The organism is Legionella lansingensis (genome assembly GCF_900187355.1).
Lineage (GTDB): Bacteria > Pseudomonadota > Gammaproteobacteria > Legionellales > Legionellaceae > Tatlockia > Tatlockia lansingensis.
This window is the reverse complement of sequence record NZ_LT906451.1, coordinates 2,160,831-2,177,195: the sequence shown is the minus strand read 5'-3', so window position 1 is coordinate 2,177,195 and position 16,365 is coordinate 2,160,831. Positions and strand designations below refer to the sequence as shown.

Sequence of the window (16,365 nt, the reverse complement as noted above, 5' to 3'; positions counted from 1 at the left end):
CTATTAGGGCAACAATCAGAGAGGAATGACAATGCCGAATTTAATAGGACTTATCCTCGGTAATTTTGGTTTAGCCATGTTGGCTTTAGCTGTGTTGATGATTTTGATTAATTGTTTGGTGGACCGACAACTATCTTTTTTTGAGATCAGTTTTCGCTGGTTGAGTCTCTTACCTTTGGGCGTCACCGCAATTTACGCTTTTGCCATGCATGCTTTTTTCCCTAACTTTACCGCCGAGCAAATAGGGTGGCAAAATAGTCCCTTTCAGTTTGAGGTAGCAATGGCCAATTTGGGTTTTGGCGTTATCGCTATCCTCGCATTTAAAGCAAGTTTTGGTTTTCGTCTAGCCACGGTTATTGGGAATACACTGTGGCTATGGGGTGATGCTTTAGGGCACGCCGCACAGATCCTAGTCGCACGCAACTACACCATTGGTAACGCAGGTTCGTGGTTTTGGATGGACATTTTGATGCCGCTATTGCTGATTATTTGCTTAATCTTTATTGACCATAAGTCAGGATTGAAACGCCAAACCTCTCTGGAGATAAACCACACAAGAGGATAATTTTGTTTATTTCCCTAAAAAAAACCGAACCGGGGGGCCGGTTCGGAGTGTGTACAGACTAGAGCGACGGAAAAGATAGGATTAAGCAGCCATTCCCTTAACGCGGGCACAAAGACGGCTTTTTATGCGAGCAGCTTTATTTTTGTGAATTAGGCCTTTACCAGCTGCTTTGTCGATGATAGGTTGTGCTTTGGCATAGGCAGCGCGAGCGGCTTCTTGATCGCCGGCTTCAACGGCTTTAATCACATTTTTAACGTAGGTACGATACATTGAACGCGCACTGGCGTTATGTTTACGCAATTTTACGTTTTGGCGGGCACGCTTGATCGCTGATTTAATATTTGCCACTTAGAAATCTCCACTCATTATAAGATGTCAAAAAAGACGATGATCATGCACAATGTGTTAGAATTTGTCAACACACACAAGGGGTTAGTACAACTCTTACCTTTGAATTAAGACATTATAGCTTATTGAGAGTAAAATTGTATATAAGACTCTTGATTCTATTTTATATGTTTACCGAACCGTGAATAGTCTTGTATTAAGCCGTCATGTTTTCTAACAGCAAAATGCATAAAAAGCCGATGAAGAAACTTGCTGTAATGAATGGGGTTTCAATTGATCCTTCATGCGCTTCGACAAGTAATTCCTCAGTAACTAAATAAAGGAGAGCAGCTACCCCGAAGGCCAAGAGTCCCTCGGTCACCGCTGGCGGCAATTGGGATAATAGGCCAGCTCCAGTTATGCTCCCTAGTGGAATCAGTAAAGCAAGAAGGATAATAATCAGAAGTCGGAGTTTTATGCTAACAGCACGATTGCCCAAGGCGGCTGTTGTAGACACCCCTAAAAAAAGAATTTCCAAGGCTAAAGCAATGGCAATGAGAAGACCGCTTTGTGTACCTGCCAAAAAAGCGATGCCAATCAAAACCCCATCGATGAATAAATCAATACCAACGGTCGTAACTAAACCGGGTGAAACACCAGTTTGCTCTGTCTCTTTCTCTGTTAGTTTGTTGGCAAATAATTTAAGAACAAGCATACTGAAAATGCCGAAACAAAAACCAATGATTAGAGCCGGTAGGGGTTGATTAGCGCCTAATTTGGGAATAAGTTCTTTTGCTACTGCTGCCAAAACCACACCAGAAGCGAAGTGTTGTGCTGCACTGGTCAATTTATCACTAGGGCGATAAATCGTTGCAGCGAAACCGCCAACGATCATACTTAAGGTTGCCAAGAGAGAATAGAGACCGATGTTAAATAGTGAAACGGGCATGTGCCAAATCCTTTTTCTCTGTCCTTTTCTGTCGCAAAATGTAACATGAATTTTAGGATCTTAAAAAATCTTTATATGAAACTATAAAATTGGGCTGTTGAAGGTATATCATAGGCATTCTTTTTTTATTTGTTTGCGCCATGTCTGCAATTGAACAGATGATACCTAAACGACAAACGCTTTTACGCTCAACAACACTTGTCTCGGTGATGACGTTGCTCTCACGCGTGGTAGGGTTTATTCGTGACATGGTAATTGCTCAATTGTTTGGCGCACAGGCTGGTATGGATGCTTTTTATGTGGCTTTTCGCATCCCAAATTTTATGCGTCGTTTATTTGCGGAGGGGGCTTTTTCACAGGCCTTTGTTCCGGTGCTGGCCGAGTATCAACAAAAGCGTAGTTTCACCGAGGTACGTGAATTCGTAGCTCGTATTGCCGGTCAATTGGGAGCCGTGCTTTCTTTAGTAACTATCGTTGGTGTTTTAGGTGCTCCAATCATTATTTGGATCTTTGCTCCTGGTTTCGGAGAGCAGAGTGTGCGCTCAGTGTTGGCTACTGAAATGCTGCGCTTGACCTTTCCTTTCCTCATGTTAGTGTCTTTAACGGCTATGGCTGGAGCTGTCCTCAACACATACGGCTATTTTGGTGTACCTGCCTTTACTCCAGTATTATTGAATATCAGCATGATTCTGGCGGCACTTTATTTATGTCCTCACTTGGAGCAACCAGTGGTTGGCTTGGCCTGGGGAGTGTTGATTGCTGGGATTGCACAACTCTTGTTTCAACTGCCTTTCTTGTATCATCGCAAATTGCTTGTTAGGCCTAAATTGACTTGGAGTGATCCAGGTGTGAAACGGGTTCTGAAATTAATGGTTCCTGCATTATTTGGTGTTTCCATTGCGCAACTCAATTTAATGGTGGATTCCATTTTTGCTTCATTTTTGAAGGTAGGAAGTGTGACCTGGTTATATTACACCGACCGCTTAACCGATTTTCCTTTAGGGGTCTTCGGTGTTGCAATCGCAACCGTTATTTTACCCCATCTGTCGCGGCGTCATGCGGAACAAAGTAGCGAGAAATATTCACGAGCTTTGGATTGGGGTTTACGCTTAATTTTATTGATTGGTATACCTGCAGGTTTAGGATTGGCGATGTTTTCTATGCCTTTAATTGCTAGTTGTTTTGCTTATGGTGAATTTACACCGTATGATTTGATGCAAACACAAAAAAGTCTCATTGCTCTTGGTTCTGGTGTACCAGCATTCATGATGGTCAAGGTTCTTGCTTCTGGTTTTTATGCTCGCCAGGACATTAAAACACCAGTAAAAGTTGGTGCTCTGGCGATGATTATCAATAGCTTTTTATGTTTATTGCTGATTTGGCCTTTAGCACATGCTGGATTAGCTTTAGCTTCTGCCTTAGCAGGTTACGTCAACAGCGGTGTTTTGCTCTTTTTATTAGTACGTCGCGGAGTCTACCAACCCTCTGCTGGATGGCTGAAGTTTATATTGCAATTATTGTTAGCTAATGTTGCCATTGCTGGTTATTTGTTTTTCATGGCAGGTCAAAGTAACTATTGGCTAGCACAATCAGCTTTCTGGCGTTTATCTTTGTTGCTCGGTCACGTGTTTATGGCAGTTATTATTTATTTTGTAACCTTGCGCTTGGTTGGGGTGCATCCGGCTCAGTTTCGTGGCCAGGTGAAGGAGTAATTTTTATGCAAGCAAACCTTTTTTATCAATGTTTCCCTGAAAAAGCAGTGCCTTTATTTTTTATAACCCAAGCCCAATGGGAAAAGGGATTAGAATTAGCTCCCTCAGAGCGAAATGCATTTTCATTACAACAGTTTAAAGGCAACCCAGGTGATATCTGTTCGATTACCGATGCTGAGGGACATATTGCAAAAGCGTACGTCGGAACAGGGAACAACGACAAAAATTTAGCCATGGCCTGTGCTGCCTGCCGTTTACCTTATGGCAGCTATCTACCGCAGGAAAATTTATCACAAACGGCGATGATTAATTGGGCGCTTGCGCAATACCGTTTTACTAAATACAAAAAACAGGACATCATACCCAACCGACTCGTGGTGAAAGACGATCATCTGCCTGCTCTTCTTGATGAAGTTGATGCCATTTTTCTTGTGCGTGATTTAATTAATACGCCAACGAATGATTTAGGTCCAGAAGAACTCGGGACTGTATTGGCAAATTTAGCTAGAGATTTTGGCGCTACTTTTGAGCAATGGATCGGTGAGGGGTTGGTAAAAAACAATTTTCCTGCCGTGTATGCTGTTGGCCAAGCATCAGCTCAGGCACCGCGGTTGCTGAGTTTAACTTGGGGGAATGAAAACCATCCTAAGATTAGTCTAGTTGGCAAGGGTGTATGCTTTGATAGTGGCGGATTGGATGTTAAACCGGCTGTTGCCATGCGTTTGATGAAAAAAGACATGGGCGGAGCCGCTCATGTCATTGGTTTAGCGCAATGGATCATGAAACAAAATTTGCCTATTCGTTTGCAAGTTTTGATTCCAGCGGTGGAAAATGCCATCGGTCCCAATGCATTTCGACCGGGTGATATTTTAAAAATGCGCAACGGCTTAACAGTGGAAGTAGATAATACCGATGCCGAAGGGCGTTTGATTCTGGCTGATGCGATTGTAAAAGCTTGTGAAGAAGAGCCTGTATTATTGATTGATTTTGCGACACTAACGGGTGCTGCTCGTGCAGCAGTGGGAACCGAAATGGCAGCTATGTTTTGTAATGACGATGAGTTAGCACAAGCGTTGGCTGAATCCTCACATGACGTGAATGATCCTATATGGCGCTTGCCGCTTTTTAGTGGTTATGAATCCATGTTGGATTCAACACATGCAGATATAGCTAATGCAAGCGATTCACCGTTTGCAGGTGCGATTACCGCTGCTTTATTCTTACAACGCTTTATCTCTGCCTCTATTTCTTGGGTACATTTCGATATTATGGCGTGGAATCTTGGTAGCAAACCCGGTAAGCCTGAAGGGGGAGAAGCAATGGGTTTGCGGGCAGTTGCTCATTATTTGTTGAAGACCTATTCTCCAAGCGCTAAATGATCTCATGTGTGTGTATTTCGCATTGCTTTGCGCGATACTCTCGATAATGTTTTCTGCTTAATTCTTTGGCCTCATCATCATTAACCACAATTTCCATAATTCGCCGAAAACGCGAATAAAATGATGGGATTTCAGGGCTTAAATTTAACAAAATATCATCGAATCCTCGTGGTTGCCCCTGATAACCAATTTGTACGGGTGGGGGTGGTTCAGGTCCTTCCCCTTGCAAGTTATGTGGGATAAAGCTGTTGTCTTTAAACGTCCATAGGAGTTCATCAATGGTGTGAGCTTCTTGTTGGTTCCCGCAATGAACAAAGGCACGATGACCTCGAAGGTAGGCTTTTTCAAGTAGGCGACAAGCAACAAGCCAACGTGCATTACTTTCTTTGCTGCTTAATAAATAAAAATCAATGCGAACTGGCGACATGGCGTAATAACTGTATGAGTAAATGAACAGGACGACCGGTGGCATTGCGGTTCTTGCCTGTAACCCAGGCCGTGCCAGCAATGTCTAAGTGTGCCCAACGGTATTTTTTAGTAAAACGTGAGAGAAAACAAGCCGCTGTGATTGCTCCTGCAGCACGATCAAAAGAAGCGTTGATCATATCCGCCATTGGGCTCTCCAGAGCTTCTTCATAGGCTTCATCCAAGGGCATTCGCCAGGTTTTATCATCAGCGTCTTTAGCAGCAGCAAGAATTTGTGTTGCTAATTGTTCATCCTTGGTCATAAAGCCCGTGGTGATGTAGCCCAGTGCTACGACCATTGCTCCTGTTAATGTTGCGATATCAATGACAAAGGCTGGTTCCAATTGCTCAGCATAGGTTAATGCATCCGCCAAAACTAATCTACCTTCGGCATCGGTATTCAAAATTTCGATGGTTTGTCCAGACATTGAAGTAACAATGTCACCTGGCTTTACCGCTGAACCGCTAAGCATGTTTTCTGCACTAGCGATGATACCGATCACATTCACTGGGAGTTTCAGCAATGCACAAGCTTTAATTGTGCCGAATACACTTGCAGCGCCTGACATGTCATATTTCATTTCATCCATGGCATTGGCAGGCTTGATCGATAAACCACCCGAATCAAAAGTAATACCTTTGCCAACCAGAACGATTGGAGGGGAGTCGCCACCACCGCAATAATGCATTTCAATCAAACGTGGTTCCTGATTGCTTCCTTGGGCTACTGCCAAGAGTGCGCCCATACCCATGGAGCGCATATCCTCTGGACCCATGATTTTAGTGGATAAATAGTCATGTTGCTGCGCCAATTCCATAGCTTTTTCCCCTAAAAAAGTCGGGGTACAGATATTGGCGGGTAAATCCGCAAGGTGACGAGTGCATTTAATACCTTCTGCAATGGATTTGGCTGTCTTTACCGCTTTGGTGGTGGAATCAGCTAAATAAAATTGCACTGACTCAAGTTGATGGGGCTTGTTATCCTTGGTTTTAAAAGCCAAGGACTGATAAAGTCGAGCATCAATTTGTAAAATCATTTGCTCAATTTGCCAGTCTGCAGAGCGATCAATAACCTGCGGCAAGCAAATAGTAGCTGATTTAACCCGTTGTTTTATCAATGCAGTTGCTATGTCATTTAAACGTTTACGCAGGCCGGTTGCAGTGAATTCTGATTTTTTCCCACAATTGAGCAACATAAAATGGTGACCATCAAGGTCACCTTGCCATACCCAGTCACCCGCTTCATTAAGATTGGCAAATAATCGACTAATGAGTCCCTGGTATTGTTTATCAAGTGTTTTCGCAAAATCACTGAAGGTTGTGTCTGCGAAGAGCCCTAAGATCAAGCCGTCATTAGCTTTTAGACTGGGGCTTTCAGCGAGTCCATAATTCATTTTTATTTTCCTATTGTGGGTTAGGATCTAGTGTCATGGCGCTAAGTGTTCTCGAATCCCCGCGGCATCGACCGCGGGGTCCATCATGTCAATCTGGGTATGGATACCGCGGTCAAGACGCGGTAATTCGAGAATAGAAAAATCCATTAACTTAATGCCATTGGGATCTAGTGGTCTGCTGTCATTCTACTATAAGCCTTTAAAGGACAAAACTCAGAAAATGTTTTAAAATCGCAAAAATGATGATTGCTGTGAGTTGTCAAATTCCACCTCACCCGTAGTACCATAGGCATTTTGGAGACAAGTTGTTAATTTTTCGTTACTTAGCCAAAGAAGTATTTACGACGTTAATTGCGTTGACGGCTATTTTATTGCTCATTTTTATGAGTAACCAGTTTGTACAATACTTAAATCGTGCAGCTGCTGGCAGTATTCCTGGCATGGTTATCATGAGATTGATGATGTTGGAGCTCCCTAATCTTATGGGCTTGTTACTGCCACTTGGGTTTTATGTGTCTTTATTAATTGCTTATGGTCGTTTGTATGCAGAAAGTGAGATGACCGTTTTGCAAGCTTGTGGCTACGGACCCTCACAATTATTCAAACACAGTTTTATTATGGCAGCTGTGGTGAGTGTGATAGTGACTATCATTGTGTTGTGGGTGAATCCCATTATTGCCAAAGAAAGGACAAAACTGTTGCGCACATCTGGGGTGCAAACCTTGATTCAGACCATTGTTCCAGGTCGATTCCGGCAGGTTGCGGGGGGTAAGCAGGTTTTTTATGTTGAATCCATGAATCGCAATCATACCGACGCCCAACATATATTTCTGGCTCGTAAGGTCACTAAAGAAAATCAGCCACAGTGGAACATTCTTTGGGCGGAGCACGCTTTCGCAGAGACTGATTCTAAGACCTATGAAGACTATGTTGTTCTGCGGCAAGGCAGTGAATACGAAGGTCTACCGGGACAAGCTGATTATCAGATAGCGCAATTTGAACAATATAAGGTTCGGCTTCCTCACCCAACTTTGACTTTAATGCAGAGAGATATTCGTATGCTGCCTACAGCAAAGTTACTTCCTTTTGCAAATTCGGATTTGCGCAAAGCCGCTGAATTACAATGGCGATTGTCGATGCCTATTATGGTCTTCGTCCTGACCTTAATCGCTATTCCCTTAAGTCGAGTAAATCCACGCTCAGGAAAATATGCAAAACTCTTACCGGCAATTGTACTTTTCATTATCTATGCTAATTTCATGTTTGTTTCTCGCGATTGGTTGATAGCTGGTAAGATCCCCTTATGGATTGGCTTATGGTGGTTACATATTGTCGTGGTGATAATTGGTTTGTTTTTAATTTGGCGTAATCGGATAAAGCTATCATGAGATTATTGGATCGCTATATCGCCAAGAGTGTACTGTCTGCGATTGCCTTGGTCACATTGCTGCTCATTGGTTTGCAAGTCTTTATTCTTTTTGTTAATGAATTAGATAATCTTGGTAAAGCTGATTTTGGTATCGTGCAAACCGCCATCTATGTTCTGTTACAAGTGCCTTACCAAGTTTATTTATTCTTCCCTTTAGCCAGTTTGTTAGGATGTTTAATTGGTTTGGGCATCTTAGCTAACAATCGAGAGCTGGTGGTAATGCGGGCTGCTGGCATGTCCATTGCGCAAATTACATTGGGCGTACTAAAAGCGGCTTTGATTCTAATCGTTCTCGTCACTGTCATCGGTGAAACTGTTGTGCCCAGACTGGCACATTGGGGCAATGATCAGAAAATGCAGGCTTTGAATGGAGGTCAAGCGTTGCGGACGGCCTATGGGGTATGGTTACGTAATAAAGATGATTTCATTGCTATAGACACTATTCTATCAAGCAATGTCTTACAAAATGTTTATCAGTTCCATTTTGATAAAAACCATCATATGCGTCTTGCGCGGAAAATTGGAAAAATTACCTATGCCAATAATCAATGGCAAGCATACGATGTGGCGGAGACCATGATTGATGATGATAAGACAGTCGCACGGAGGCTGCCGCATATGATTTGGGATGTATCAGTCAAGCCCAATATTCTTCGGGTGAGCAGCAATGAACCTGATGAAATGACTTTACGTGAATTAGGTCAGTATGTGCGGGCACAAAAACAAAATCATCAGAGTGCCTTAAATTATCAGTTGGCTTATTGGCAACGCCTGATGCAACCTTTAACTACGGCGGTAATGATGATGCTTGCTATACCCTTTATTTTTGGACCATTGCGTTCCTCTACGATGGGCTCCAAGATAGTTGCCGGAGCAACCGTGGGATTTGGTTTTCATATCGTTAACCGTTTTTTTGGTCCAATCAGTCAAGTGTTGCAGTTGCCTGCTGAAATTGGTGCTATTGGTCCAACCTGTTTATTTGCGTTACTGGGCCTCTATTTAATGCGCAGAGTGAAGTGATGGTTATTCGTCATTTGCTGGAAACCATATTAAATCCCTTCTTTGTATGTTTGTTGCTATTTGCTTTTCTTTTGGCCTTGCTTTGGCTATGTGGGAACACGCGTATTGTTCGTTGGGGGTTTTTATTGGTATTGGTTTTATTGCTTATTTTTAGTACTGGATGGTTGCCAAGTACTTTGACTCACCAACTTGAGGACCGATATCCTGTAATAAAAAAAGTTGATCCTGATGTTCATTGGGTGGTGGTTTTAAGTGGTGGACAATCGGAAGTGAGAGATAGGCCAGTCAATACTCTTTTAAGTTCTGCGAGTCTTAAGCGTTTGCTAGAAGGTGTGCGTTTATATCGACAATTACCGCGAGCTAAATTGCTGTTGTCTGGTGGTGGATATGGTTTTGAGACACCGGAGGCTCAACGCTTGGCACAAATTGCTTCATGGTTTGCTATTCCTGCTACGGACATGATACTGGAAACCACTTCCATCAATACAGCCGATCAAGCGAAAGCGATCAAACCCTTAGTTCATGAGGAACGTTTCTATTTAGTCACGTCAGCAATTCACATGCCTCGTTCTATGAAACTCTTTTTAGCCCAAGGATTACATCCCATACCAGCACCCACCGATTATACGTATTTCTGGGATGATGAGCGTTGGAGGAAGATGTTTCTTCCAAATCCCTATAACCTCTTTTACTTAAGTATCGCCTTGCACGAATTATTAGGGACGTGGTGGAGTAAACTACACCATGATTATGCGAGAAGTTAATTCCGGTAGTAATACTAACATCATCTGATCTCTGCCTACGCCCCGCGGCTTGTCCGCGGGGTCCAGTGTTTTAGTGCCGTGCTCCTAGATCCCGCGGACAAGCCGCGGGACGTCGGAGAGCAGAGCTGGACTGGGTTTTCAGAGATGTGTAGAAGAGACAGGGACAAGCTGTTGAATTTTTTGAGATGAGGGATAGTGCCCTTAACAAGCATACTAAATAAATCCACTGCTAAAATTAAACAAATGGGTATAATCTTTAGGCAAAACTCGGTAAAATAGGCCATTTTATTCTTTATTTTGTAGTCGCTATGCCAAAACGAACTGATATTCAATCCATTCTGATTCTTGGTGCAGGCCCCATTGTCATAGGACAGGCTTGTGAATTTGATTACTCAGGAACCCAAGCAGTTCGTGCTCTTAAGGAAGAAGGTTATCGAGTTATTTTAGTTAATTCGAATCCAGCGACAATAATGACTGATCCAGAGCTTGCTAATGCTACTTACATTGAACCCATTCAATGGAAAGAAGTTGCACGCATTATTGAAAAAGAGCGGCCTGATGCTCTGCTGCCCACGATGGGTGGCCAGACAGCACTCAATTGTGCTTTAGATTTGGTTCGCGAAGGAGTATTAGCTAAGTATTCGGTGGAAATGATTGGGGCTACACGTGAAGCTATCGACAAGGCAGAAGACAGAGAAAAGTTCCGTCAATTAATGAAAAAAATTGGCTTAGACATGCCTCGTTCTGCAATAGCTCATAGCTTGGAGGAAGCCTTTCAGGTGCAAGCGCAATTAGGTTTTCCGGCCATCATACGTCCGTCTTTTACCATGGGTGGAAGTGGTGGTGGAATTGCCTACAATCGTGAAGAGTTTGAAGAAATTTGCTCTCGTGGTTTGCAGTTATCGCCTACTCATGAACTGTTAATTGATGAGTCAGTACTTGGATGGAAAGAGTATGAAATGGAAGTGGTACGCGATAAAAACGATAACTGTATCATCGTGTGTACTATTGAAAACTTCGATCCCATGGGGGTACACACCGGGGATTCAATTACTGTGGCTCCCGCACAAACCTTGACTGATAAAGAGTTTCAGCGCATGCGAAATGCTGCCATCAAAGTCTTAAGAGCCGTTGGTGTTGATACCGGAGGCTCTAATGTGCAATTTGCAGTTAATCCAGACGATGGTCGTATGTTGATTGTAGAAATGAATCCGCGGGTTTCACGAAGTTCAGCACTTGCCTCCAAAGCAACTGGTTTTCCTATTGCTAAAATAGCTGCCAAGCTTGCAGTCGGTTACACTTTGGATGAGCTTGCAAATGAAATCACTGGCGGTAAAACACCAGCTTCTTTTGAACCTACTATCGACTATGTCGTCACGAAGATACCGCGTTTCAATTTTGATAAATTCCCGCAAACATCAAATATCCTCACGACGCAAATGAAATCAGTGGGGGAGGTAATGGCTATCGGTTCTAATTTTCAGGAATCATTACAAAAAGCGATTCGAGGTCTGGAAATTGGTCGCACGGGTCTGGAGCCACTATTCCATAAGGGAGATATGGCACGCTTGCGAGGTCATTTACGTGAACCCACACCAGATAGATTGTGGTACATTGCTGATGCTTTTCGCAACGATTTATCACTGGAAGAAATTCATCAAGAAAGTAAGGTAGATCCTTGGTTTCTTGCGCAAATTCAAGAATTGGTGCTGTTAGAAAATACGATTCATGGCACCTCTCTTACAGACATTAGCAAAGCCACCATGCGACAATTTAAACGCCGCGGATTTTCTGATGCTTACCTTGCTCGCTTGCTCAATGATACGGAGGAACAGGTACGCTCCTACCGTTTAGATCTTGGAGTAGTACCAGTGTACAAGCGGATTGATTCTTGTGCAGGAGAGTTCCCTAGTGACACGGCTTATCTATATTCTTGTTATGAAACAGTATGTGAGGCAAGACCAGAAACAGACAAGAAAAAAATTATCATTTTGGGTGGTGGACCCAACCGCATTGGACAGGGAATTGAATTTGACTATTGCTGTGTACATGCCGCAATGGCTTTAAGAGAAGCTGGGTATCAAACCATCATGATCAATTGTAATCCAGAAACAGTTTCAACGGATTTTGATACCTCCGATCGTCTTTATTTCGAACCGGTAACACTTGAGGATGTTCTCTCTATTGTTGCTATCGAGAAACCAACAGGTGTGATCGTTCATTACGGCGGTCAAACCCCACTTAAATTGGCGCGTGATCTAGAATTAAATGGGGTGCCTATTATAGGCACTTCACCAGATGCTATCGATCAAGCTGAAGACAGAGAGCGCTTTCAGAAATTGGTATCAGAGCTGAATTTGCATCAACCTGTAAATGGAACGGTTCGCAGTGAAGCTGAAGCCATTGAGCTTGCTAAACGGATCGGTTATCCCTTGGTTGTTAGACCATCTTATGTCCTAGGAGGACGTGCGATGGAGGTCGTGTATCAAGAAGAGGATTTGCGTCAGTATTTATCTAATGCGGTAGCTGTTTCAAATGATTCACCCGTGTTATTAGATAAGTTTCTTAATGATGCGATTGAAGTAGATATTGATGCCATCTGTGATGGTGAGGACGTATTAATCGGTGGCATCATGGAACATATCGAACAAGCTGGCGTTCACTCTGGTGATTCCGCTTGTACCTTGCCACCGTTTAGTTTGAGTGTGGTGGTGCAACAGGATTTGATAGAACAAATTCGCCAATTAGCCTTAAAGTTGGGTGTTGTTGGTCTGATCAATGCCCAATTTGCTATCCAAGCAGACGATATTTATGTTCTTGAGGTCAATCCTCGGGCTTCACGGACTGTACCTTTTGTTTCCAAGGCAACCGGTTTACCCCTCGCAAAAATAGCTGCTCGCTGCAAAGTAGGGCAAACGTTAAAAGAACAAGGCTTAGCCATGAATTACCCTATGCCTGCTTTTTATTCCATCAAGCTTCCTGTTTTTCCATTTATTAAATTTTCTGGTGTGGATTCCATTTTAGGACCAGAAATGAAATCAACCGGTGAGGTGATGGGGATCGCGAGACGCTTTGGGCAGGCTTATGCGAAAGCGCAATTGGGAGCGGGTTGTAATATCGTAAAAAGACGACGCGCCTTTGTCTCTGTTCGTGATGCTGATAAAGCACGAGTGGGTGAGATTGTTAAACGTCTCATTGAGTTAGGTTTTGAAATCATTGCTACTCGAGGAACAGCTTTAGTATTGCAGGCAGCAGGCATTGAATGCCGACGAGTGTTTAAGGTAGCCGAAGGAAGACCTCATGTGGTAGATTTCATTAAAAATAATGAAATTGATTTCATTGTTAATACAACGGAAGGTAAGCAAGCTGTCGCTGATTCTTTTGCCATCAGACGCAATGCATTACAGCATAAGGTTAGCTATACTACTACTTTATCTGGTGCAGAAGCAGCGTGTTTAGCTATGAAATATGAAGATCGAGAAACAGTAACTCGATTGCAGGATTTACATTAGAGGTTAGTATGAACAAGCATCCAATGACAGTTAAAGGTGCAGAAGCGCTTAAAAAGGAATTACATCGATTAAAAACGGTAGAAAGGCCTCGGATTATTGAGGCTATTGCTACAGCTCGCGCACATGGTGATCTAAAAGAGAATGCTGAATATCATGCTGCCCGTGAGCAACAAAGTTTCAATGAAGGACGTATCAAAGAAATTGAGGCCAAGCTTGCTAATGCTCAAATTGTTGATATCAGCAAATTACCTAATAACGGCAAAGTTGTTTTTGGTGCAATCGTTCATGTGTGCCATATTGAAACAGAGGCTAGAATTCAGTATCAAATCGTTGGCGAGGATGAGGCTGATATTAAAGTAAATAAAATTTCCTATAGCTCGCCTATCGGCCGCGCCTTAATAGGCAAATTGGTAGATGATACGGTGACAGTCCAAACTCCTGGTGGTATGGTGGAGTATGAAATTGTGGATGTTGAATACTAAGGTGTTGACACCATACCCTCTTTCAAGTATGAAGATCTCTCCCCTTGTGGGAGAGGTCGACGCGCTTAAGCGCGGCGGGTGAGGGGGAAGTTAGTGAATATTAACAGATTCTAATCCCATCAAGAAATATGGTAAAAAGGATTAGGCAATTTAAATACTTTCTGCGTATATCCTCCCTCTAAATCGCTATATTGATCCCCAATAGAGGCAATGACCGTATAACCTTGGTCTGTGATTGATTTACGAGCTCTTGTCTTGAATGGAATAATAGAAGCTTGATGATAATTGTCAGGACGTAAATAAAGACCTGCCCAATTTGCGAATCCAGCGCGTAATAGATTATTGCGTGTGGCTTTAAGTTCCGACATAACACGACCGCTAACAAAAAAAATATGAACCCCATTTTTTTGGGCAGCATGATAGAGCGTTAAGGTTGCAGGGATTGCAGGTGAATTTGCAGCCAATATCTCTTGATGAATCTGCTTATGATTGTTCGTAAAATCACGGAGGGTGATTTTAGTGTAATTACTGAGACTTGTTTCATCAATATCAAGGACAATGGCTAATTTTTGCGGATTTTCTCGATGTTTATTGATCTTTACTTGTTTGAGAATATAATCCTGTGCCTGGGATAAAACTTGTTTCAGCTCTTTTTCATATAAGCCTGAATCGTGATACCGCCTGATCTCATGTTTTAAAAGGGCTAGGTTGTTAGGCTCAGAGAACGATGGACAGGAAAAAAATGTGGCAGTGGTGATTGCTATTAAAATGTGGGTTATCGTTTTAATAGTTCTTTTCATCATGAGTCCGTGACGTTAAAGAAGGCATGCATTATATAGCATAAAAATTTTGCCTGTCAATTGGTCATTATGCTCACATATTGTATTTTTTCAAGGAAGTTATTGTTGAGCAAACATAGGTTGGGCCTTGGCCCAACAAGCAGCATGTTGGGTCCTACAGAAAAAATTTTAGTTTTTAGAGAAAATTATGTCCCAACCTTTAATTAACATAAGTCGTAAGCAAGCACTCGTTTTTGCTGCTTTTTTAGTTCTTTATGAATTTCTGACTTATATTGCTAATGACATGATCATGCCTGGTATGGTCCAGGTTGTTGACTCCTTCCAGGGGCCAGAATCGGCTATAGCGACTTCACTAACAGCGTATATTTTAGGTGGGGCTAGTTTGCAATTGTTTTTAGGCCCAATCTCTGATCGTTATGGCCGTCGTCCCGTCATGATTTTTGGGGCTTCATTTTTCTTCGTTTGTACGATATTAATCGCTTGCTCGAACTCCATTGAGCAGTTTCTTTTGGCACGTTTTTTTCAAGGCATGGGGCTGTGCTTTATTGCTGTCATTGGTTATGCGACTTTGCAAGAAATCTTTGCTGAAATGGATGCCGTAAGATTAATAGCCATCATGGCGAATGCGGCTATATTGGCGCCACTGATTGGACCGCTATTGGGAGCTATCTTTGTCCACTATTATAATTGGCGTTTAATCTTTGTCATTATTGGTGCGATGGCTTTATTTGCCTTATGGGGTTTATGGCGATTTATGCCTGAGCCTGTCGGCCAAACAAAAACCAATGGAGAGGAAATCAAACCCATCTCCTTAGCTCCGAAGATGGTCGCTATCAACTATAAAAATTTATTATTCAACCCTTCAGTGTTCTTTGGCTCCGTCGCTCTAGGATTATTAGGTCTCCCATGTATCATCTGGATAGCCTTGGCGCCTGTGATTCTGATAAATGAGGCCAAGCTATCTGTCATACAATATGGCCTATGGCAAATGCCTTTGTTTGCTGCATCCATTGCTGGGAATTGGTTTCTGCAGAAACTGACTTATCATGGATCTTTAAAAAAAATCTTATTAATAGGCTCTCTTACTTCGAGCATTAGCCTATTGTTTGTCATGATTCTACCTTTACTTATGGGCAGTGATTTTTTATGGTTGATGCCAGGGTTGCTTGTGTATTTCTTTGGTTTGGGGGTGGCGACAGCACCTCTCAATCGTTTGATTCTCTTTTCCACCTCAGTTGGTAAAGGCACTACCTCCGCTTTTATGACGTTGGTAGGCATGTGTCTCCAGGCAGGAGGCATTGAAGTGGCAAATGTTTTATATAGCGCTCATAACAACATTGTTTTTGCAATGTTTTGTGCATTGGTAGGTATCATCTATTTTTTTGTGCTTGCTGTGACGTTTATGTTTGCTAAAACGGAACCTGATGTTGCTGTGCAGGGAGAAGGGGGTTGATTTAGATCTGTTGACAATTGCTCTACAAGGGCCTACGTGACGCGGCTTGTCCGCGTCATCCAGGGATCTTGTGGATACCGCGGACAAGCCGCAGTACGTAGGGATTTTCGAGAA

The 16,365-nt window shown here is 42.7% G+C and carries 14 protein-coding genes; 9 read left to right on the top strand and 5 right to left on the bottom strand.

The features are described from left to right. The first annotated feature begins 31 nt into the window (after positions 1–31). Entirely contained in the window at positions 32–565 is a 534-nt protein-coding gene (locus CKV79_RS09910; protein ID WP_051546095.1) for a DUF6790 family protein, read from the top strand. 81 nt (positions 566–646) lie between these two features. Here the strand turns inward: CKV79_RS09910 and rpsT are convergent, their stop codons facing one another. Both rpsT and CKV79_RS09900 read right to left on the bottom strand, forming a co-directional pair. Further along, complete coding sequence (rpsT, locus tag CKV79_RS09905; protein WP_028372669.1) at positions 647–913, bottom strand: 30S ribosomal protein S20; 267 nt, start codon at positions 911–913, stop codon at positions 647–649. A gap of 196 nt (positions 914–1,109) precedes the next feature. Then, the gene (locus CKV79_RS09900; protein ID WP_028372670.1) at positions 1,110–1,841 is read right to left on the bottom strand and encodes a ZIP family metal transporter; all 732 of its coding nucleotides are present in this window, start codon (positions 1,839–1,841) and stop codon (positions 1,110–1,112) included. Positions 1,842–1,981: 140 nt separating this feature from the next. On the opposite strand from CKV79_RS09900, the gene murJ reads away from it, so the two are divergent. Then, positions 1,982–3,553 carry a murein biosynthesis integral membrane protein MurJ gene (murJ, locus tag CKV79_RS09895; protein ID WP_028372671.1) on the top strand — a complete coding sequence of 524 codons (1,572 nt, stop codon included), beginning with the start codon at positions 1,982–1,984 and terminating at the stop codon, positions 3,551–3,553. Between the two features lie 5 nt (positions 3,554–3,558). Next, on the top strand, positions 3,559–4,932 hold the full coding sequence (locus CKV79_RS09890) for a leucyl aminopeptidase family protein (RefSeq protein ID WP_028372672.1): 1,374 nt from the start codon (positions 3,559–3,561) through the stop codon (positions 4,930–4,932). On the opposite strand, the gene CKV79_RS09885 is transcribed toward CKV79_RS09890, so the two are convergent. Together CKV79_RS09885 and CKV79_RS09880 are read right to left on the bottom strand one after the other, a co-directional pair. Further along, positions 4,925–5,359, bottom strand: coding sequence for a DNA polymerase III subunit chi (locus CKV79_RS09885; protein ID WP_028372673.1), 435 nt, complete (start codon positions 5,357–5,359; stop codon positions 4,925–4,927). The two genes, CKV79_RS09890 and CKV79_RS09885, sit on opposite strands and share 8 nt — an antisense overlap. After that, positions 5,340–6,791 (bottom strand): leucyl aminopeptidase, encoded by a 1,452-nt coding sequence (locus CKV79_RS09880; RefSeq protein WP_028372674.1) that lies wholly within the window; start codon positions 6,789–6,791, stop codon positions 5,340–5,342. The genes CKV79_RS09885 and CKV79_RS09880 overlap by 20 nt, the downstream gene beginning before the upstream one ends. A 305-nt stretch (positions 6,792–7,096) precedes the next feature. Here CKV79_RS09880 and lptF point away from each other — a divergent pair, with 305 nt between their 5' ends. From lptF to greA, 5 genes are all read left to right on the top strand, one after another. Further along, positions 7,097–8,179 carry an LPS export ABC transporter permease LptF gene (lptF, locus tag CKV79_RS09875; protein WP_028372675.1) on the top strand — a complete coding sequence of 361 codons (1,083 nt, stop codon included), beginning with the start codon at positions 7,097–7,099 and terminating at the stop codon, positions 8,177–8,179. Further along, on the top strand, positions 8,176–9,240 hold the full coding sequence (gene lptG / locus CKV79_RS09870) for an LPS export ABC transporter permease LptG (RefSeq protein ID WP_028372676.1): 1,065 nt from the start codon (positions 8,176–8,178) through the stop codon (positions 9,238–9,240). Before lptF ends, lptG begins: the two co-directional genes overlap by 4 nt. Next, positions 9,240–10,004, top strand: a complete 765-nt coding sequence (locus CKV79_RS09865; protein WP_035915101.1) for a YdcF family protein — start codon at positions 9,240–9,242, stop codon at positions 10,002–10,004. The genes lptG and CKV79_RS09865 overlap by 1 nt, the downstream gene beginning before the upstream one ends. Positions 10,005–10,312: 308 nt before the next feature. Beyond that, on the top strand, positions 10,313–13,516 hold the full coding sequence (gene carB / locus CKV79_RS09860) for a carbamoyl-phosphate synthase large subunit (protein ID WP_028372678.1): 3,204 nt from the start codon (positions 10,313–10,315) through the stop codon (positions 13,514–13,516). An 8-nt stretch (positions 13,517–13,524) separates the two neighbouring features. After that, a complete protein-coding gene (gene greA, locus CKV79_RS09855; protein ID WP_028372679.1) occupies positions 13,525–13,998 on the top strand; it encodes a transcription elongation factor GreA in 474 nt (157 codons plus the stop codon). A 119-nt stretch (positions 13,999–14,117) separates the two neighbouring features. On the opposite strand, the gene CKV79_RS09850 is transcribed toward greA, so the two are convergent. Further along, positions 14,118–14,798, bottom strand: coding sequence for an HAD family acid phosphatase (locus CKV79_RS09850; RefSeq protein WP_028372680.1), 681 nt, complete (start codon positions 14,796–14,798; stop codon positions 14,118–14,120). 187 nt (positions 14,799–14,985) lie between these two features. On the opposite strand from CKV79_RS09850, the gene CKV79_RS09845 reads away from it, so the two are divergent. Next, complete coding sequence (locus CKV79_RS09845) at positions 14,986–16,251, top strand: MFS transporter (RefSeq protein ID WP_028372681.1); 1,266 nt, start codon at positions 14,986–14,988, stop codon at positions 16,249–16,251. Positions 16,252–16,365: the final 114 nt, after the last annotated feature.